Annotated in this window: 14 protein-coding genes; 4 read left to right on the forward strand and 10 right to left on the reverse strand. The window is 41.1% G+C overall.

The window, feature by feature from the left end:
* Positions 1 to 3: 3 nt before the first annotated feature.
* Positions 4 to 780: a DUF6339 family protein gene (locus AUR67_RS16410; protein ID WP_058586078.1), complete on the forward strand. Its 777-nt coding sequence runs from the start codon at positions 4 to 6 to the stop codon at positions 778 to 780.
* A gap of 173 nt (positions 781 to 953) precedes the next feature.
* Here AUR67_RS16410 and AUR67_RS16415 read toward each other — a convergent pair whose 3' ends face one another.
* Positions 954 to 1280, reverse strand: coding sequence for a hypothetical protein (locus AUR67_RS16415; protein ID WP_058586079.1), 327 nt, complete (start codon positions 1278 to 1280; stop codon positions 954 to 956).
* A 209-nt stretch (positions 1281 to 1489) separates the two neighbouring features.
* Between AUR67_RS16415 and ylqF the strand changes: the two genes are divergently transcribed.
* Positions 1490 to 2443, forward strand: coding sequence for a ribosome biogenesis GTPase YlqF (ylqF, locus tag AUR67_RS16420; protein WP_058586080.1), 954 nt, complete (start codon positions 1490 to 1492; stop codon positions 2441 to 2443).
* 730 nt (positions 2444 to 3173) lie between these two features.
* Complete coding sequence (locus tag AUR67_RS16425) at positions 3174 to 6623, forward strand: PAS-domain containing protein (protein WP_058586081.1); 3450 nt, start codon at positions 3174 to 3176, stop codon at positions 6621 to 6623.
* On the opposite strand, the gene AUR67_RS16430 is transcribed toward AUR67_RS16425, so the two are convergent.
* From AUR67_RS16430 to AUR67_RS16445, 4 genes are all read right to left on the reverse strand, one after another.
* A complete protein-coding gene (locus AUR67_RS16430) occupies positions 6620 to 9592 on the reverse strand; it encodes a DUF3857 domain-containing transglutaminase family protein (protein ID WP_058586082.1) in 2973 nt (990 codons plus the stop codon). The two genes, AUR67_RS16425 and AUR67_RS16430, sit on opposite strands and share 4 nt — an antisense overlap.
* 112 nt (positions 9593 to 9704) lie before the next feature.
* Positions 9705 to 10874 carry a DUF547 domain-containing protein gene (locus tag AUR67_RS16435; protein ID WP_058586083.1) on the reverse strand — a complete coding sequence of 390 codons (1170 nt, stop codon included), beginning with the start codon at positions 10872 to 10874 and terminating at the stop codon, positions 9705 to 9707.
* Positions 10875 to 10902: 28 nt separating this feature from the next.
* The gene (locus AUR67_RS16440) at positions 10903 to 12069 is read right to left on the reverse strand and encodes a DUF547 domain-containing protein (protein WP_058586084.1); all 1167 of its coding nucleotides are present in this window, start codon (positions 12067 to 12069) and stop codon (positions 10903 to 10905) included.
* Positions 12070 to 12250: 181 nt separating this feature from the next.
* A complete protein-coding gene (locus AUR67_RS16445; protein ID WP_058586085.1) occupies positions 12251 to 13420 on the reverse strand; it encodes a DUF547 domain-containing protein in 1170 nt (389 codons plus the stop codon).
* A 133-nt stretch (positions 13421 to 13553) separates the two neighbouring features.
* On the opposite strand from AUR67_RS16445, the gene AUR67_RS16450 reads away from it, so the two are divergent.
* Positions 13554 to 14078, forward strand: coding sequence for a DUF2569 domain-containing protein (locus AUR67_RS16450; RefSeq protein ID WP_058586086.1), 525 nt, complete (start codon positions 13554 to 13556; stop codon positions 14076 to 14078).
* A 1-nt stretch (position 14079) separates the two neighbouring features.
* Here AUR67_RS16450 and AUR67_RS16455 read toward each other — a convergent pair whose 3' ends face one another.
* From AUR67_RS16455 to AUR67_RS16475, 5 genes are read right to left on the reverse strand one after another with little or no spacing between them, the layout of a single operon-like run.
* The gene (locus AUR67_RS16455; RefSeq protein ID WP_058586087.1) at positions 14080 to 15360 is read right to left on the reverse strand and encodes a sensor histidine kinase; all 1281 of its coding nucleotides are present in this window, start codon (positions 15358 to 15360) and stop codon (positions 14080 to 14082) included.
* Positions 15361 to 16737, reverse strand: a complete 1377-nt coding sequence (locus AUR67_RS16460; protein WP_058586088.1) for a sigma-54-dependent transcriptional regulator — start codon at positions 16735 to 16737, stop codon at positions 15361 to 15363.
* A 57-nt stretch (positions 16738 to 16794) separates the two neighbouring features.
* Complete coding sequence (locus AUR67_RS16465; protein ID WP_058586089.1) at positions 16795 to 19245, reverse strand: ABC transporter permease; 2451 nt, start codon at positions 19243 to 19245, stop codon at positions 16795 to 16797.
* A complete protein-coding gene (locus tag AUR67_RS16470; protein WP_055198568.1) occupies positions 19245 to 19997 on the reverse strand; it encodes an ABC transporter ATP-binding protein in 753 nt (250 codons plus the stop codon). Before AUR67_RS16470 ends, AUR67_RS16465 begins: the two co-directional genes overlap by 1 nt.
* Positions 19994 to 21271 (reverse strand): efflux RND transporter periplasmic adaptor subunit, encoded by a 1278-nt coding sequence (locus AUR67_RS16475; RefSeq protein ID WP_058586090.1) that lies wholly within the window; start codon positions 21269 to 21271, stop codon positions 19994 to 19996. The genes AUR67_RS16470 and AUR67_RS16475 overlap by 4 nt, the downstream gene beginning before the upstream one ends.
* Positions 21272 to 21418: the final 147 nt, after the last annotated feature.

Here is a 21418-nt window from a genome sequence, read left to right on the forward strand (position 1 = left end):
AAAGTGCCAAAGCTCAAAATATTTTCGAGTGAAATAATAAATGAACTAAAAAATAAACTGGAATCTACCGATTACATAAAAGAAGTGTACTCAAAGAGTAGTCCTCCATTGGAATTTGATGTTGAGAAACTATTGGTGACGCATATAGAAGTGCCTATTGATGCCCCAATACTACAAGTTAAAGATAAAAAAACATATTATGAAGCTGAAAATGCAATCGCGCTTTTTGAATATCTAGGGGAGCTAAACTCAACTCAAGCTGCTGATATGAGATTATGGTCTACATTAGCTCATACTAAGTTTTGGGACTATAGTCTCAGCAGGTGGAACAGTATTGAAAAAACAGATAGATATATATTAGAACATTGGTTTGATAGCAAAAAAGGTGGTTTGGCAGCGCTAAGAAGGAACTCTATCTCAAGGCTTTGGTGGGCTGCGTATTTGACCGTTGCTCCTTGGGAAAAGGATAGCGAGTTAGAGGTTTATAAGTCGAGTGACCGGTTTGTATTTACTAAAATTTTGTTTTCACAGCAACAAATCTACTTCGATGTAATGGAAAGGCTATTTGGTAGTAATCTTCGGCTAAGAATTTGCTGGCTTCATACACTGTCTACTCATTTGGATAAAGTTACTAATAAAGATAACCTATCGAAGGCTTTAGCGAAAAGCTTAAGTATTGTTCTAAAAACAAAGCAATTAGAAGCTTTACCTGTTAATCAGTTAGAGCATTTACTTAGTACCCTTGCTGATGATTGTGTTAAGTCTATAAATTCTAAATAATCAGTTTTTTGATGCTTTAGTCGTCTAGGCTCTTTATAGCAAAGAGCTTAGACACGTTAAGATGCATGAGTAATAATCGTCTTTTTAATACGTAGTGGTTGAGCTTCAGTTTTAGGTGGCTCTATCAAAGTAACTAAACGATAAAGTTCAGGCACATTGATTGGACAATGTTTTTATCTAGTAAGAAAGTAGTTAAAAAAACTTTTTAAAGTATAGTAATCTTCACTCTTAAAGGCTATTCCAAGGCTACCAGCATAGACTTCAGGCTCTTCCGCACTACCTTCATTAATTGCTTCAATTATTGTATATCGGGTTGTATTCTCCTCTCTTCGCTCTTCGTCAGCATAATCCACCCATAGAACATAGTACTGTTCATCTACTTTGAAATAGAAGCTTGGGCAAAGGTCATTGTGCCAGCTTTTATCAATTAGATATGGATGCTCTTTTAAATCAAATCCTAAGTCGAAGTCTTGACCAAATTCTTGCTTGTATAAACTCACTTGTGAACTCCTTAAAATATAAATGAGATTTTTATTTATTCTTATTTATATTTTGTTGATGGGTTTAGGAATAAAGTAAACTTTTAAATAATCCTGCTCAATGTAGTAAACTATCCATATTAGCTAAGTACTAATAGCATATCTTTACTTTTAGTACCCACATTAGTACCCATGGCCAAGGGCCTGAAAATAAAGGTAATATAAATCAAATGAGTAGAACAGGAATACAGTGGTTCCCGGGTCACATGAACAAAGCCCGAAACGAAATTAAAGAAATCATGCCACAGATGGATGTGATCATTGAGGTACTTGATGCCCGTATTCCTTATAGTAGTGAAAACCCAATGGTTACTGCGCTGCGTGGCGATAAGCCAGTGATCAAAATCATGAACAAGGCGGACTTGGCTGATCCTAAGTTAACGCAAGCTTGGAAAGACTACTTTGAGCAGCAAAGTGGCGTAAAAGCGATTGATTTTGGTAATGATAAAGCGGGTGAAGTACATCGTATTAATGAGCTTTGTAAAAAATTAGTGCCGCATAAAGTAGGCGCTGATAAACAAATTAAAGCCATGATCATGGGTATTCCAAACGTTGGTAAATCAACGCTTATTAATACCTTAGCTGGCCGTATCGTGGCAAAAACAGGTAATGAACCTGCGGTAACCAAAGCACAGCAACGTATTAAGCTTGACGATGGCATTATGCTTTACGATACGCCGGGTATGTTATGGCCTAAAGTAGAGAACGAAAACTCAGGTTATCGTTTAGGGGCAACTGGGGCTATTCGTGATACCGCTATCGACTACGAAGAAGTGGCAAGTTACACCGCTGAATATTTATTGCAAGCATACCCAGAACTTTTAAAAAGCCGCTATAAAATTGATGAGCTACCAGAGTCTGACTGGGAGTTTGTTGAAATGGCAGGTAAAAAGCGTGGTTGTATCCGCGGTGGTAATCAAATCGATACTTACAAAATGTCTGAAATTCTTATTAACGAATTACGCGATGGCATTATTGGTCGTATTACCATGGAAACACCAGCTATGCGTGAAGAAGAAGAGCAAATGGTTGCTGAGCTTCGCGCTGCTGCAGAGGCGAAAAAAGCCGCTAAAGAAGAAGAGAAAAAACAACGCCGAGCTCGTGCGCGTAAGAATCGTCGATAAAATTAACACATTAATTTTGAGACATAAAAAAAGCCCTGTAAGGGCTTTTTTAGTTTCATATCTACCGTCACCGATATGAGCAATGTAGCAAGTAAAATAAGTAGGGTCGCTTATATGTTGCCAACATCAAGGGGCGTTGCGATTAGCAACATATAAGCTAAAGCTTTAACGTGGCGACACGTGTTTCAGGGTAGAGAAACAAATTTAATCTGAACAAGTCATCATACTTCGCTTGGCTTGTTGAGATTAATTATCAATTAGGTTTGCAATACTGTCAACATCTTTTTGAAAATAATTCTCATTTAGCTTGGGTTGTAGGTTTGGTACGAATTTTAGACATAAAAAAAGCCCTGTAAGGGCTTTTTGAGTTTCATATCTACCGTCACCGATATGAGCAATGTAGCAAGTAAAATAGTAGGGCGATCACCTGTTGCCAATATCAAGGGGCGTTGCGATTAGCAACAGGCGATCTTAGCTTTATCGTGGGCCACACGTGTTTCAGGGTCGAGAAACAAATCAGTTTATTCCGAACAAGTACTTTATCGTCTTGTTGATAGTGATTATCAATTAGATTTACGTATCTGTCAACACTCAATTGAAAATAATTCTCATTTCTTTGTGTTTATTTTTTAAGCTTCAGTTATACAATGCATTAGCACTAAAGTTAGGCTGTAAATTACGTGCAATAAAAACTATGCTGGGGCTATAACAATTAAAATAATCACATGCGATGTTCTCAATTTGGTCAATAAGCCTTCTTGCAATTGTATACTTGGCAATTTTATTTGCGGTTGCAGGCTGGGCTGATAAAAGAAAAGTATTGCCTTTTAAAGGCTTAACCTATGGTTTATCACTTGGGGTGTATTGCACCTCTTGGGCGTTTTTTGGTACCACAGCACAAGCTGCTTACAACGGTTGGTGGTTGGCTCCGACCTATGCCGGTACTATTTTGTTATTTATTTTTGGCTGGCAAGTTTATTGCCGCATAGCGCATATTTGTCGGCAGCAAAAAATAACCTCAATGGCAGATTTTATTGCGACTCGGTATGGTCAATCGTCGAGTTTGTCTGGGCTCATTTCATTGATTTCAGTGATTGCCATTGTGCCCTATATCTCTTTACAGCTAAGTGCAACTGCACAAAGCATCAACTTACTTACCGATCGCGCTGCCACACAAAGCCATGAGGTATGGGCCGATAGTACTTTTTACATCACGATTGTATTGGCACTGTTTGCTATTTTATTCGGCGCGAGGCGGTTAAAACCCAGCGAACATAACCCAGGATTGATTGCCAGTATTGCCTTTGAATCTGTGGTTAAATTATTGGCGTTTTTAGCGGTGGGTTTGTATGTGTGCTTTGCTTTATTCGACAGCCCAGTGGCTCTATTTGAAAAAGCGCATGACCTAAATATTGATCAGCAAGTGGCTGCAACGCAAAGTCCAACCTATGTGTATGTTGCTCATACTTTGCTTGGTATTTTGGCAACCTTATGTTTGCCAAGACAATTCCACATGAGTTTTATCGAAAAAAATAACGATAAAGAGCTGGCCACGGCACGGTGGCTATTTCCGATTTACCTATTACTTATTAACCTGTTTATTCTACCGATTGCATACGCCGGATTAATTTACTTTCAAGGTCAAGAAGTCGGCTACGACACCTTTGTATTGGCTTTACCTATGGCAGCTGATGATGCCTTTGTGGCGCTATTAGCCTTTTTAGGTGGCTTTTCAGCGGCAACCAGTATGGTGATTGTGTCATCAATTGTGCTTTCAGTGATGATCACTAATGACTTTATTAACCAGTTTATTTTACGCCGCTCGCAACTTACATCGAGTAGTCGCGGGCTTGATAAAAACAACCTACTACATGCGCGTAAAATCGTTATCGTATTGATTTTATTGCTTAGTTACTTCACTCACCGAGTGCTAGGCGAAAGTACAACCCTTGCCAATGTGGGTTTGATGTCGTTCACCTTAGTCGCGCAATTTTCGCCGGCCATGATCATTGGCTTATGGTGGCGACAAGCATCGTGTCGCGGTGCGCAATTGGGGATTTTAAGCGGTTTTATTATTTGGGGTTATACACTTTTACTACCGAATATCGCCGGAGGTTTAGGAAGCGATAGCTTATGGCTTGTGAATGGACCGTGGGGAATAAGCTGGTTAGCACCAACCGATTTATTCTCATTAGGCATGGAAAGCATTAGCCAAGCTCTATTGCTATCGTTAGGTGCGAACTGTTTAGTGTATTTCTTAGTGCCGTTATTTAGTCGTGCAACCTTGGCTGAACGCTTACAGAGTAATAAGTTTGTTTCGCAGCTGAATGATTCAAAGGTAAGCAATCATCTACAGCCTTTGAGCTACCATGACCTAGGTGCACTATTGCAACGATTTGCCGAAAAAGAAGCGGCACAGTCTTTGGTAAATCATTACTTTCCGGATGATAAAAGTAAGTGGAAGCGCCCTGCCAATGTCGAGTTAGAGCTATTGGTTGAGCGCGAGATGTCTGCGGTGATCGGCGGCGCATCGGCACGGCTTATTTTAGATGTAGCCAAAAATGAGCAGCGCCAGCCTCTAGAACAGGTTGCCGAGTTTGTTGATGAAGCAAGCCAAGTGCTTAAATTTAATCGTGATTTACTGCAATCAACAATCGAAAACATTCAACAAGGGATCAGTGTAGTTGATAGTGAGCTGCGCTTGGTAGCTTGGAACCAAGGCTACAAAAACATGTTCGCCTACCCAGATGATGCGCTTTACATAGGCCGCCCTGTTGCCGACATTATTCGTTTTAATGCCGAGCGTGGCTTATTTAGCGGCGAGAGCATGACCAGCGAGGTCGAAAAACGTTTAGCCTATTTACGCCAAGGCAGCGCTTATAAATATCAGCGCTCGCACAATGATGGCCGCGTGTTTGAAATGCAAGGTAACCCACTGCCAGGTGGCGGTTTTGTAACAACCTATACCGACATCACCGAGTTCGTAAAACAACAAAAAGCGTTAACAGAAGCCAATGTTAGCCTTGAAGAAAAAGTCGCAACACGCACCTTGGCATTGACTCAAGCAAACCAAGAATTGTCGATGGCAAAGCAAGTAGCGGAGCAAGCAACGGTCAGTAAAACGCGCTTTTTTGCTGCTGCTAGCCATGATTTGCTGCAACCTTTCAATGCTGCGAGCTTGTTTTGTTCTTTAATGAATGAAAAAGCCCAAGATACCGAACTTAAAGAGCTGGCGATGAATATTAAGAATTCATTGGGCAGCGCCGAAGAGTTGTTATCGAGTATTTTAGAGTTAACCAAGCTCGATTCGGGCTCGTTTAAAGTACAAATGAGCGAGTTTGCTGCCAGCTCCTTGGTTGAACCATTGCGTAATGACTACGAAGCCCTTGCCCGCGAAAAAGGCTTAAAGTTTATTATTGAAACCTGCGATGTTCGCTTGCATACCGACAAAGCGCTGCTGCGACGAGTGCTGCGTAACCTTTTGAGTAATGCGATTCGTTATACCGAGCAAGGTGAAGTGCGCTTAAAAATGCAGTACGACGACGACCATGTATCCTTTATTGTTGAAGACACAGGGATTGGTATTGCATCGAGCGATCAACAAACTATTTTCCAAGAGTTTAAACAGCTTGGTGCAAAGCCAAGCGCCGAGGGGTTAGGCTTAGGGTTGGCAATCACTAAACGTATATGTGACTTACTTAAAATACCCCTAGTGATGGGATCTGAGCTTGGTAAAGGCACGCAATTTACCCTCACTCTGCCTTGTAAAGTGAGTGCTGCGCCAGCGCAAGCGAAAGGTGCTGAGGCATCACAAGAAACAGAGCTGGGGCAATTGCGTATTTGGTTGCTTGATAACGACCGCAACGTGTTAGAGGCATTAAAGCAGCTACTCGAAAATTGGGGCTGTGAAATTTCAACAGCCACTAACTTAGCGGAGCTTGAGCAGCTAAAGGCAAGCCAAGCCCTGCCGCAATTGTTGATTATTGATTATCAGCTTGATGATGGGGTAACGGGCCTTGAAGTGATTGAGCAAGCGGCACTAACACGCTTACCTGCCATCGTTAATACTGCGAATCATGATGAAGGCATACGCGAGTTAGTGCTCGATGCGGGCTATCCATTGCTTTATAAGCCTCTGAAAGCGCCCGCTTTAAAACGCATGATTAAGCGACTGACTTAATCTGCGTTTTGCTCAGTTGCTGGGGTATTGGCTTTAATTAAGCGCTCTACCTCAGCGACAAACTTCTTATCTAAGTCATCTTCATGGCTCAAAAATAACAGCATTTCATCACCATTGTGGTCGATTACTGTTACCGTGGTGGTTAGTAGGGCGCTTTTAGCATAATCAACGTTGAGCTCTTTAATGTCACTAAAGCGGCGCTGATCTTTTTCGAGCACACCTTGCTCATTTTCCCAGTAACTAAAAATAGTGTTTTCTGTGATGCCGTTTCCATCAGTTTTAAAATCGAAAAATGCGTCACTATAAAAATAGTGCACATTCTCGTTGGCAGGAATAATTTCTTTTCTTTTTAGAAAGTTAACTTGATAAGACCAAAGCTTATCGCCGGTTACTATGGTTGAGCTTGGCAACAAATATAGTTCATAAATTAAGCCATAAAATAACCAAGGCAACATGAATATCGAAATGATAACCTGCCTCGCCCGCCATTGAGAGTGGTACTCAAGAGCCTGCTCTGGTTGCTTGAGGTTTTGAATGTAATTAACCAGTGGCAACCATAGAATAGGTATAACTAAAAACAGCCAAGTACCATATTCCCAGTTATAGCTTACGACTTCAGAAATGATAATCGCCAGCCATAACACGAACCCAACCGCGACGGGCATGATCTTATTTTTGCCAAAGGTTTGTTCGCTGTGCTTGCAAAGTTCAAGTAACAACGGAATAAAAAACAGTGGTGCGAATATCCCTCGAGCAATCGGCATAATATGGCTTTGTTGCTGCTCTTTTATCGCTTTCCAGTTGCGATAGCTCCAGTAGTGAATGAATATTCCTAAGCTCAATAAGCTGTAAATAACAAACTTACTGTTACTGACAGGGTAGAACTGTTGCTCAGCAAAAACTGGGCGGTTACTTGCTTCTATACGCCAAGCCGCGATGAAAAAGATGATTGCCGCCAAGTAACTTAAAATAAAAACGCTATACCAGTTAGTTTCGTCATCTGCTGGTGTGGTTGTTGAGCTATTTGTGCCGTATTTAATGATGCCGAAATGGGTCGCGTTATTGAGTTTTTTGCGCTCGCTTAGGTAAAGGTCTATTTGATCGGCTGGAATATGATCCTGCTTAGCACTGTAATCAAAGTATAAGGTCAACACAGAATCTTTAAATGTCACGCGTTTTTCGAAATGAAAAAATGGGTTGTCGATCGTGACCTGCTCATCATCAAACTGCCAATTAGTATCCGTAAACGTAACCTTTATGGTTGTTTCGATATTATTAGGGTAACGAAACCACATTGGTGCATTGTTACGCTCTCGCTGTTCTGGCTTATAAACTGAGTTTTGAATTTCACTGGCGTAAAAGTCGTTTTGAAAATCATTACCCTCAGGTCGCCAAAAGTCATCAATAGTATAGTACTCATTGGTAATTAGCTGACCGGTGTCCTTTGGAGATTCAACCAGCATAGGTTTGGCTGTTTGTAAGCCTTTGTAGGTATCTTGATAATATTCTCGGTAATCATCTTCTACGCTTTTTAAGCTGTTTTTAGCGATTGAACTGCGGCGGTTAATTGCTTCAAAGTCGCCGTATTTATATTGAGTTGAAAAACTAACTGGCTCATTAATACCTTCTGGGATCTGATAATTATCAAAAACCTGAACGCGTTTTAGGGCAGGTTCTGTGAACATATCTGTAAAGCCTGTTTCACCTTGCTTTATTATTAACGCGACATCGTAGTTCGGTTGAGCTAAATGTGCTAAATCGCCGCGCTGGTAAGAAATGGTTGGATCAAGCCAGTAGCGTTTACCTTGGTGCTCTAAGGTGACAATGACATGGTCAAATAAACTAGGGGAGACCGGTAAGCTAGCAGTACGTTTTCTGTCTTCAGTGTTAACTAAAGCTGGATGAGCCTCTACGCCGAGCGCTTTAAGTAAAGAAATGAGCAAGACGGTTTTGTCTTTACAGTCGCCATAGCGCAGTGCCAAAGTTTCTGATGCAGGAGTAGGCTGGTGCGAGTTGGTGCCCATTTCTAGGCCCAAATAACGTACTTCGTCTTGGCTAAAGCGCAGGGCAGCCACAATTTGAGACTCTAAGTCGGCATGTTGAAACTTAATTTGACGAGCAATTGTTTCAATAGCAGGGCTTACTTCGATGGCTGATTGGTACAAAGGTAACGACCAATTGACTACCTCTTGCCAATTATTTACTTCAGAAAAATACACTTCTTTGTAAGGCGAATACCAATGCGGTACTTCGCTTGCAGAGCTAAGGGTCGGCTCATTGTGTTGGCTAATTTGGTAGTCAAAACCCGTATCTAACTTGGTTTTAGTAACTGGCGACTCGCCATTCATAAAGTTGATATATAAGGGCGTAGGCTTTTGCCACTTTACCCGCATAAATTGCTGCACTATCGGCACCGACCAGTTCAGTGTACGCTTGGTGCTGAAGTGCTGATAAACCGGATTACTTCCCGAAACCGTATAGCTGTAATCTAAAATATCCATGACCCGCATATCATCAATAATGACATTTAGGCTTAAGGTGCCATTGTATATACGACTTGCTAAGTCGGTCTCGCGTTGTAACACCTGTAGCTCGGCACTATTTAGTTTATCTATATATTGGCCGTCACGAATAATGCCTAAACTATTGAGCGTAAGAGATTGATAATTTGGGTCAAAATCAATATTCAGCTGGCTAATATAATCAACCCCAGACTGATTGACCGCTTGCATTACGGTGCGATTAAAGCGTTGCTGTGGGGCTTGCTCAGATACCTGAAGCTGAGTGTCGAGCATCAGGTAGAAAGTCCCGTCTCGTATTTGGTCTCGAGGAATCTCAGGGGTGAGTAACTTATGTTGTTTTACCCAGTTAGCTGCGGGTGCAACCTGATACTCTTCTGCGGCTGCAAAAGAGCTCACAAAGAATAAAAAAACAGCCAGTACCTTAAGTTGTAAGTGCATCCATTTCATTGTTATTTTCTAATTACGTTTAGTTTTATATGACAAATTACTGAATTTCACGGCATGAGCCAAATAAAATTCAATATAAATGCTTCTTTTTAGGTCCAATGCTTAATAAGCGCTAGTTTTCAGTGCTTTCTTTATTAGGTAAATCAGTGATTGTTACTCTGCCTTTTTCTTCAAAATATCGTTGGGCAATTTTTTTCAAAATCTCAAGTCGAAGTCTACTTACGTGACCTATTTGCTTAACGTAATTAGCCCCGCTTCTTTCAAAACTATCACTGAAGCCATCGGCCACAATACTCGGGTCATTAACTGTAGAGGTACCGCCCCCATATTGTGGGTCGCTACCTATAATGTCGGTGATATTGTAATTACTTATACTCAAAGACAATCTACTAATAACCTGTTGATCAGCAGGTTGATTAACTAACAACGAAAGGAGGTGGTCAGTCAGATCTTCTTCAAAGTTTGGAAAGTAGTTTTGTTTTTCGAGGTAAAGTGATGAGACATATGTTGCGTGACCCCTAATGACAACACCTCGGTTAGAGTTTACAAATTGCAGGGCATTTGCTTTGAGTGTTGGGTAAACGTTTTTCGCGGTAAAAGGATATGTAACTAGGCTTGGGCCACCAATGTAGCCGCGATAAAAACCGTACATAATAAGTGGATCATTGTTAAATAGTGGTGCGACTATGTTGTATTCAATATCATTAAGAGAGTATTGATTGCCATTAAAGGTAAAGCGAGACTTATCAAAAAAGTTATCTTTGCCCTTTAGTAATCTTAATATGTTTTGTACCGGATACTGCTGAACTAATGCATTAATTACAGTGACACTATATAAATTAAGCCAGTAGGCGAGCTGCTCAGCTTTTGAAAGTGTTGCTAAATTAATAGTGTTAGGAATATTAGCCATTTTTTCTTGTACTTGCTGCAAAACCTGCTTCATGTGAGGGTTGTCTTGGTAAGAAGTATAGAAAAAACGATTAGACTCAGTAGCTGTGGAAGGTTTTGGGTTTCTCGCTATTCGCGTACCAATTTGCCCTGTGTTACTAGAGATATTGTAGCGGTCAGACATGCCTAAATTGATGGCCGATGCATCAAGTATTTTAGCATAATCGCTGTAATCAAGAGTGATTGTGGAGCTTTCATCATATTGATGAAATAGACTGAACTTCTCTTGGTTATTGTCTGTAATGGTTGTTTTATTTACAGGCTCTGTTGCTTTACAGCCCGCTAATATAAGAATAGAAACAGCTAATAGAGCTGAGGTGAAAACACTATTCATCTATCACTTTCCTTAGTACAAAAAACGATTATTTTTCTTCAGACTCTTTAGCTGGTAAGTCTTTTATTTCAACGCGACTATTTACTTCATAGTATTTTTGCGTGATTTTTTTCAAAATCTCGCGGCGCAATGTGCTTACAGTGCCAGCTTTAGTTAAGTGGTTACCATAGGTCGTAAATGTTTTATCCCAGCCCAGTGCCACAATACTAGGATCGACAACAACTGCATTACCTCCACCATAAGCAACATCGGTACCTAAAATATCGCTAATATCGTAATTATCGATACTAAAAGAGAGGTTTTGCACAACTTGGTCTTTATCTGGTTCTTGAATAACTAATGATTGAAGATGGTCAGCTAAGTCTTCTTCAAAGTTAGGGAAATAGTTTTTCTTTTCAAGGTATAACGAAGAAACACGTGTGCTATGAGTATCAATAACACTGCCTCGATTTGAATTTACAAATTGCACTGCATTGTTAGTCAGGGCGGTAAATACATTTTTCGCTGTATATGGGTAGTTAAGTAAATTTGGGCTACCAATATAACCACGGTAATAGCCATATATTAATAGTGGGTCATTGTTAAATAGCGGTGCAACAATGTTGTACTCTATATCGTTCAATGAATATTGATTACCGTTAAAATTAAAGCGTGGCTTATCAAAAAAACTTGGCTCTTCGTTTATTAGCTTAGATAAGTTTTTTACTGGGTACTGCTGGACTAACTCATTGAGTACCGTCACGTTATAAAGATTGAACCAGTAAGCAAGCAGTTCAGACTTTGGCAAGTTATTCAAGTTAATCTTATTTGGCAGGTCGGCCATATTTTTTTGTATGACCTGCAAGGCTTGCTTCATTTTAGGATTGTCTTTATATGAATCATAATAAAAGCGGTTTGCTTCTGTTGCTGTTGAAGGTTTAGGGTTAGATGACAACCGTGTACCAATCGTCGTGGTGTGTGAGGTGATGCGGTAGCGGTCAGACATGCCTAAATCAATGACCGAAGCACTTAATATTTGCCCATAGCCAGCGTAATCAAGAGTAATGTTTGAGTTTGCATCATACTGATGAAATTGGCTAAATTTTTCTTGGTTAATTGCTGTTATGGCTGTTTTATTACTAGGTGCCGTTGAATTACAGGCCGTTATCAAAATAAGTGATGTTGTTAATGTGGTGGTCTTTATAGCGCTTTTCATTTTTATCACCTTCCTTAGTACAAAAATAAACATATTACTTTTGCTTTAAATTGGCAATATCCAGGTAATTAACACAGAAATAATAAGACTTAAAGTTGGCTATTGCGGTTTTGCTAAGTGTTTTAGTTGGGTATTAAAGGGGGTATTAAAGCGGCTCATAGCGAGCCGCTTTAGGTTTATATTATTTATCTTCAGACTCTTTAGCTGGTAAGTCTTTTATTTCAACGCGAGTATTTGCTTCATAGTATTTTTGCGTGATTTTTTGCAAAATCTCGCGGCGTAACGGGCTTACATGGCCGACTTCTTTAGTTAAGTTTGCACCATAAGTAACAAAGTTATTATCAAAGCCCTCTGCTACAATACTCGGATCGGCGACAGTCGCGTTACCTCCACCATATTCAACATCGGTACCTAGAATGTCGGTAATATCGTAGTTATCGATACTAAAAGAGAGGTTTTTTACAACTTGGTCTTTATCTGGCTCTTGAATTACTAACGATTGAAGGTGATCAGCTAAATCTTCTTCAAAGTTAGGAAAGTAGTTTTTCTTTTCAAGGTATAACGAAGAAACACGAGTGCTATGGTTACCTATCACACTACCGCGGTTTGAATTAACAAACTGCACCGCATTGGTGGTCAGGGCTGCAAACACATTTTTTGCTGTATATGGGTGGTCAAGCAAATTTGGGCTGCCAATGTAGCCACGGTAGTAGCCATATATTAATAGCGGGTCATTGTTAAATAGCGGTGCAACAATGTTGTACTCAATGTCGTTTAATGAATACTGGTTACCGTTAAAGTTAAAGCGTGGCTTATCAAAAAAACTTGGTTCTTCATTTAATAACTTAGTCAGGTTCTTAACAGGGTACTGCTGCACTAACTCATTGAGCACCGTCACGTTATAAAGATTGAGCCAGTAAGCGAGCAACTCTGATTTTGGTAAGTTACTTAAATTAATTTTGTTTGGCAGGTCGGCCATATTTTCTTGCACTATTTGCAAGTCTTGCTTCATCTGAGGGTTCTTTTTGTACGAATCATAATAAAAGCGGTTTGCTTCTGTTGCAGTCGACGGTTTTGGGTTCGACGACAACCGGGTGCCAATTTTGGTTGTGTTTTGTGAAATGCGATAGCGGTCTGACATACCTAAATCAATCACCGAGGCATTTAATATTTGCCCGTAGTCAGTGTACTCAAGGGTGATATTTGATTTTTCATCGTACTGATGAAATTGGCTAAATTTTTCTTGGCTTATGGCTGTCGTTGCTGTTTTATTAATAGGAGCCGTTGAATTACAGGCTGTAACTAGAATAAGTGATGTTGCTAATACGATGGGTTTTATAGCGTTTTTCATTTTTATGACCTTCCGTAGTTTAAAAAATAAACATAGCGTGGTTTTTCTGAAAGCGCAACAATCTGTTGTTTTTGTGAATTTTATTAAAAAATAAGCGTATAGTAGAAGAAATAAAAATAAAAAAGGACAACTCATGGAAGAAGCAAAACAACAAAACCAAATCGAAACACCAGAAGCTAAAAGCTCCGTAAATGATGACTTAGTTGGCATAAAAGGTTGGCTCATTCTTGTGGCGATAGGTGTAGTGATCAGCCCTTTTAGAGTGTTTATCGAATCAATTAATACCTTTAAACCCATTTTCACGACCGAGATGTGGCAACGTTTAACGTCGCAATTTGGTGATATGTATCATCCGCTTTGGGAGCCTTTACTAATCATTGAAATGGCTTTTAATGCAGCATTATTTTTAGCTTCGCTTTATTTAATCGTGTTGTTTTTTAAGCATAAGAAAGCGTTTGTAAGTTGGTACTTAGCGATATTATTTGGTGGATTAGCGTTTATTGCTCTCGATGCCTACGCGGTTAGTTTAATTGTGCCCGATGTCGATGTGTTCGACAATGAACTTAGAACTATGATTATCAGAGGCCTTATTCAAGCTGTGATCTGGGGACCTTACATGCTGTTATCTAAGCGTGTGAAAGCGACATTTGTAAAATAAGTTAGCTGGGCACTGTAATTGTAGCTTGTGTGCCTTGCTGGGGTTTTGAATTTATCGATAACTCAAAACCTTGGTTGCGCACAAGTTCTCGGGTGATCACAAGTCCTATTCCTGTGCCATTTGCTTTGGTTGAGTAAAATGGTACGAACAAGTTATCGGGGTTTTGAATACCACAACCTTGGTCGCTAATTGCAATATTTAAGCTATCACCCTGCCTTGACCAAGTGAGGGTAGGGGCAGAATTGCTGCCTGCTTCAAAGGCATTTTTTATCAGGTTGATCAATGCTTGTTCTAGCTGGCCGAAGTCGGCATTAATATGTAACTCTTCGCTGTTATTTATCACTAGTTCAGGAAAGATAGCACTTAAACGAGTGTTTAATTGCTCGCTACTGATTGCCTGCTTTTGTGCGGGGGGGAGCTTGGCAAACGCACTATAACTGGCTACAAAATCAAGCAAGTGTTGAGCGCGCTTTTCTATAACTTGCAGCATATCTAGGGCGAGATCATCGTGACTGCTTATTTGCCCTTGGCGCTTAAGGGTTTGCAATGACTGACTCATTGAATAAATCGGCGTGAGTGAGTTACGTACTTCATGATTTAACACTCGAATTAACCGTTGCCAAACAAGTTGTTCGTTATCGCGAAGCTGTTGCTCAATTGAAAAGAAGGTTAGTAATTCAAAGTTTCTGCCGGTCCGCCAAAAAGTCTGCGATGAAATTTGAAAGCGTTGTTTAAACAGTGAGTCACTGTTTTGTTGCCATTCGCCATCATGCAGGGCAATGCCTAAGTCGCTGGCCGATTTACCTTCAATCTGGCGATGACTAATACTGTTTATAAACGCCTTATTACTAAAGTAAATTAAGCCATGGGGGTCTAGTATAACGATGGGTAAGTCCAGCATGCTGGCAAACTCAAAAACAAACTCTTCTGTTTGCATATAATGGCGTTTGTTCTTGGCTATTTTATTGCTGAGCTTGGCAAAATCTTGCTTAAGCGCTGCGACTCGTCCACTTTGATAAGACGCTAAATGCCAACTATTACTTTCGTCATTTGCTAATGCATCTAGTTGCAAGCCAAAGCGTTCAACCACATCGGTGATCGCACGGTAGCTTTTAATTAAAGCAAAAGCGCTTATCCCGATAAACGGCAATAATAGGCTGATACTAGCAAACCAATCTAGTTTTAAGCTGAGCGAAAGGGCAATACCAAGCGTTAATAGCACCGCTATAAGCATATAAAAATAGCGTCGAACACGCTGCTCTAACGACAACTTGTTACTCATTTAGCGTTCTACTTCTTTTAAATCGAGCTGATGTTTATCAATGCGACGATAAATCGCCGATTTGCTTAACCCTAAAAATTCTCCTGCGGCGATAACATTGCCATTAAATTGCAGCAGTGCTTTTTGAATCATCTGTTTTTCAAGCTCTTCAAGGGGCAATAGTGGCAAAGCCTGTTCGGCATTGCTATTTGTTTGCTCGCAACTTGGTTGATCTAAAATGAGGTCATTGGCTTGAATATTGTTGTTATCGCTCATGATCACCGCGCGTTCAATACAATGGCTTAGCTCACGAATATTACCAGGCCAACTGTAATTTTTTAGCGCCTTTAGGGCATCATCACTGAGCGCCATATTCGCTCGTTGATATTTTTTACCATGCACCAATAATAAGTGTTCTGCTAAGGGAGCGATGTCGTCTTTTCTGTCACGAAGCGGTGGAATGTGCAGTTCAATGGTATTGAGTCTAAATAATAAGTCACGGCGGAACTCACCCTGCTCAATAGCCGTAGCTAATTCACTATTGGTGGCAGAAATAATGCGAACATCGGCGGTTTTGGTTTGGCTTGAGCCTAGCACTTCAAATTCTTTGCTTTCTAGCACTCGGAGCATTTTACTTTGTAGCTCAAGGCTTAAAGTCGCAATTTCATCTAAAAATAAGGTGCCGCCTTCGGCAATTTCAAAACGCCCTAGGCGGTCTTCTTTGGCGTCAGTAAAAGAGCCTTTCTTATGGCCAAATAATTCGCTTTCGAATAGCGTCGGGGCAATGGCGCCAACATTCACGCTTACATAGCGTTTATCAGCTCTGAGCGAGTGCTGGTGGATATAATGTGCCAATAAGCTTTTGCCAGTGCCATTTTCGCCGGTAATTAAAATGCTGGCATCGGTTTTAGCTGCGCGCTCAGCTTTGGCAAGCAACAGCTGCATGATTTCTGATTGAGCTATGTAATGTGCTTGTGTGTCACTGGTAAGCGCCTTTAAGCACGCGTTATCGTGATTACTTTGCTTGAGCTTGAGTTGTTGTTGTACAACGGCGGTTAAGCGTAAGTTATTCCATGGCTTTTCAACAAAGTCGACTGCCCCTAATTGCATGGCTTTAACAGCGACGTCAATGCTGGCCCATGCGGTCATCACAATGACAGGTATGGTCGAACCTAATTGATTTAGTTGCTTTAAAAAGCGTAACCCTTCTTCACCTGAGGTCGTGTCGAGCTTGTAGTTCATATCAAGCAAAATCAGGCTAATGTGCTCCGATTTTAATAATTCAAGGGCATGTTCAGGGCCTTCGGCCTCAAGGCAGTGTAAGCCTAATTGTTGTAATGCAACAGTAGCAGCCAGACGTACATCAGCTTGATCGTCTATGACTAAGATTTTGTCCATGATGTTTTCTTATTATCCTGTTGAGGTGGCTTAAATTTAAGCCACCATTTTGTGCTGTTAATCGTTACGTAGTGCGGCCATAGGTTTTGCTTTAAGCAGTAAAACCAAAGGTCTAAAGCAAGCGAATAGCGCAATACATAAGGTAATACTCCAAGCGAGTAATTGCAGTCTTACATCAAGTATCAGCCAAGACATTAGCTGTCCTTGTAACATGTAAAAACCCACTATTACCGCGGCGAGAGCAACCGCAAAACCAATGAGCACAGGGATAATAGCTTCAACACTCATTAGCTTGAATAAGCGTGCTTTTTTGGCACCTAATGCCATACGAATACCAAACTCATAACGGCGTAGACCCAGGTTGTAGCTCAGTACCCCAAAAATACCGATTGCTGCTAATAATAGAGTAAATAGCGCTAAGGTACTACACAGAACCACGGTCAGTCGGCTCATATACAGTAAATTGTCGTACTCTTGTTGCAGGTCATTAAACTGCCACATGGTTAAGTCGCTGTTCTTTTCTTTTAGCGTATTAAGTATTTGTTTGTTAGTCAGCTTAACGCCATCAGAAGCTTTGATAGTAAACATGTAACTATACGGTGTCGCAGGCCACCAAATGTGACGACCAAACGACTCATCGTAGTATTTAGGGTGATTAAAATCTTCGGTTACACCCACCACTTCATACATCTTTTCTTCTAAGCCTTGGTAGCTCTTGCCGATGATATTTCGATAGTCTTGGCCTGGTAATAAGTTCTCTGCCACGCTGACTGATACCAGTATCTCGTTGGTTTCACCACGTATAGCTTGTTCAGTAAAGGTGCGGCCAGCGAGAATTTTGGTGTTAACTAACGCAAAGTAATCAGGCCCTACCCACTGGCTAGGGAAGAAAACGGAGCTTTTACCGTTTACATCAGTCAAGGTGTGGGCGTTTTGTCTTTGCGAAACAGGGCTGTGACCCAGGGCAACATCATCAATACCTTGGCTATCAAGCAAAACCTGCTTGTATTGCAGCATGTGTTCGTAGCGTTCAGCCAATGACATTTGATTATTTGGCTGGAATAGGTTGGCAAAATATAGGTTTTCGGTATCACTGCCGAGCGGACGGTTTATCGTGCCCATGGCTTTACTCACTACCATCACTGAAAAGCTAACGAGCAACGCGGCAACAAACATTTGTGAGCCAATTAAAATACGCACTGTACGACCTGATACCTGCGAAACTCCGCCTTTACCACTGTTCTGCATTTGCGTATTTAGGGTTTTGTAATTTACCAAACGCGCTGTAATTACAGAGAAAATATAAGCAAGAGCAATACAAAGTATGATGGCAACAATGACCAACGTGCTATCCACGGCCAAGCTATTAACCAGTGGTAATCGGCCTTCTGCTAGTACTTTAAATAAACGTATGCCCCATACCGATAAAAACAGCGCAATGCTTACCGATAAGGTCATTAAAATCAGTGACTGTAAAAAGATACTTTTAAATAATGTGCTGCGTTTTGCACCTAACACCGCCTGCAAAGCGAGGGTTTTATGTTGAGCAAGAGCGCGCGAGAAGAATAAAGTGCTTACATTAAGTACTGCAATAATTAGTAGCCCTACTGCACCGGCTAACATCATTAAGCTTAAGTCATCGTTATTACCCAGCTCAACATCACGATACGGGGTTACTTCAGGTTTTACATCGGTGATACCGCCATTGTTTAGCCACTCCGATTTAACCGTATCAATTTGCTGTTTTAAATCGACTTTAACTTGATCTATGGTGACCCCAGGCTTTAAAACTGCAATCAGTTTTAGGTTTTTAAAAGTGTTTGTCCATGGGCTTTGCCAATCGTCATTGTGAAAGAAGCGACGGTCCGCACTTGATGGAAACCACACTTCAACATCACTTGCTTTAAACATATAAGGTGGGCTGAATGAGTCATCAACAACGCCGACAATACGGTGAACGTAATCGGTTTCACCCGCCATGACTGAAAGTGTTTTACCAATAATGTTCGGGTCGCTGTTGTAATGCTGGCGCCAAAAATTGGCAGATATAACAACGCGGTCATCAGGAGTTTCCAGCGTTTCTCCAAGATCAAAACCTTGTCCCATTAAAAATGGCGTGTTTAATAAGTCAAAATAGTTGCCGCCAACATACAGCACTGGTTCTTTCGGTTCGCCATCTAGGTTTGCAAAGATTTGCTCACCCGCATTGATCATCATACTTTGTTCAAAGCTTTGATTATGCTTAAGCCAATGAACCATCGACTGATAGCTTTGAAAGCCGGTAGCATCGTAGTCATCATAAGTAAGTGATTGCTCAACCACCACCATGCGGCTTTCATCGTACACATCAAGGGGCTTTAAAAAGTAGCTGTTAACAAGGCTAAGTACCACAAACAAGGTGGCCAATGTTAAAGCAAGCGTTGCGATAACTGCAGTGACAAAGCCCGGTGCATTCATTAATGATGCCCACGCTAAGCTTAATTGGGCGCGTGTTTTGGTTAATTTCATTACATCACCTCAGCGCTTTCAAGTGCATGCTCAGTATTGTCGCTGCTAGGTGCTTGGCGAGCTTCAGAGTAGGAAACAATTTCACCATCTAGCAATTTAAGTTGCGTTTTAGCACGTCCGGCATAACGTAAATCATGGGTTACCATGCAAATCGTGGTGCCTTTTTTATTCAGCTCATCAAGCAAGTCCATGACGGCATCACCATTTTTTGAATCTAAGTTACCAGTTGGCTCATCCACCAATAAAATGCTTGGCTTGCCAGCCAGTGCGCGGGCAATAGCAATACGCTGTTGCTGACCACCAGATAATTGATTTGGTTTGTGCTGAGCGCGGTGGCCCATTTCAACTTCATCAAGGGCCTGTTTTACCGCAAGCTCAATTTCGCTCGGGCTCATGGCTGGCTCTCGGTAAGTGAGTGGCAGTGCTACGTTGTCAAAAACGGATAATTCATCAATTAGGTTAAACGACTGAAATATAAAACCAATGTGAAGGTTTCTAAGTTCAGCTTGCTGATCCATATCGAGGGTTTTTGTGTCGACTTCTTTAATGAAATAGTCGCCAGCAGTTGGGCTATCGAGTAAGCCTAATAATGACAGCAACGTCGATTTACCGCAGCCAGATGGCCCGCTAATGCAGATATAGTCACCTTGGTTAATATTCAGGCTGATGTCTTTTAATGCATAGGTTTCAACATTTTGGCCGCGATAAACTTTGGCGATTTTGTTTAATGAGATAAGCGTATTGGTTTTCATAAACTGTCCTGTTCGATTTTTATTGTTGCCAAATGCTGCCATTTAGAAAGGTCTGAAATGATCAGCTGTTCGCCCACGGTGGCACCGCTCAAAAGTTGAATTTGATTGTCACTGAGTGTACCAAATTCGATATTGGTTGGCGTTGCTAACTGGGTATTTGGATTAAGTTTAAATAGCGTGGCTTCGCTATTTGCTTGCGCCTTTTGTGGCACGTTAATGGTTAATGCATCGGGAATAATGTTGCTAACCACATAGCCTTCAATGCTTAAATCTGGGCGGGCATTCGCAGGCAATGTGCCTTGTAAATCAAGTTCGATAATGACTCGACCATCGGTAACAATAGGGTCAATTCGGGTGACTTTGGCATCAACTTCACCGTGATCTGCTTGGCTAAAGGTGTTTACTTTCGCTGCCATATTGAGTGCCACTTTTTCGGCATCTGCTTGCTTAACGCTTAGCTCTGCTTTGAGTGCTTTATTTGAGCCAACCACCGCAAGGCGGGTACCGGGCACGAGATTTTGGCCAAGTTCAACATTCAATTCTTGTAGCATGCCATCTATACCTGCCGTTATTTGCAGCTGATCAAAAGCGCGTTGCTCAACTTGGTAATTAAGCTCAAATTGGCTTAATAGTTCTTGCTGTATTTTGCTACGTTGTAAGTGCATTTCTTTAAGCTGTGTAAGACGTTGCTGCTCGATACTTACGCGCTCTGTAAGCTGTGCAACGTTTAGCATGCTTCGTTTGTAATCGAGGCTTGACACAATCCCTTGCTCGATAAGTTTACTTTCGGCATCGACTCTAAGCTCTGCACTTTGCAGCTCACTTTTTAATATGGCGAGATTTGCTTGGCGCTCAAGTAGCTCACTTTGCTGGTTAATTCTTTGCTCATTAACACTGGCTTTTTGGCGAGCAAGTTCTAGCCGAGCGACCGATAAACGCTGTGCTTGCTGTGGGTTGACGAGGCTTAAAATCACTGTGTCTTTTTTAACGATAGTGCCGGGGTATACATGGATAGCTTCGACCATTGCGGTGTCGGTATTGGTTAAATAACGTTGATACTTTGGCTTTAAACGGCCAAAGCCACGTATTTTTACCACAAAATCGGCTTGTTCTACGGTTGCTATTTGCAGTTGGCTTGCAGCAACTACAGTGGGTGTCGCCCATTGATACACCATTAAAGCGCCAAGAGCCGATACGCCTATAGCTGCACCAGCCAGCCATTTTTTAGCTTTTGATTGCTGAGGTTTGCGTTTTAGTGTGCTGTCTAAATCCATGATACTGAGAAATATAAATAATCATGGAATAGCTAAGGCGAGTTTTGTGCCAAAAGTTAAGGTGTTGAAAAATAATAACTTGTTTTTTTTGCAACGTGAGCTTTTCCCACTACTGGGAAAGCGAGTTTTAAAACTGGGAGTGAATGT

The organism is Pseudoalteromonas sp. XI10 (genome assembly GCF_001469895.1).
GTDB lineage: Bacteria > Pseudomonadota > Gammaproteobacteria > Enterobacterales > Alteromonadaceae > Pseudoalteromonas.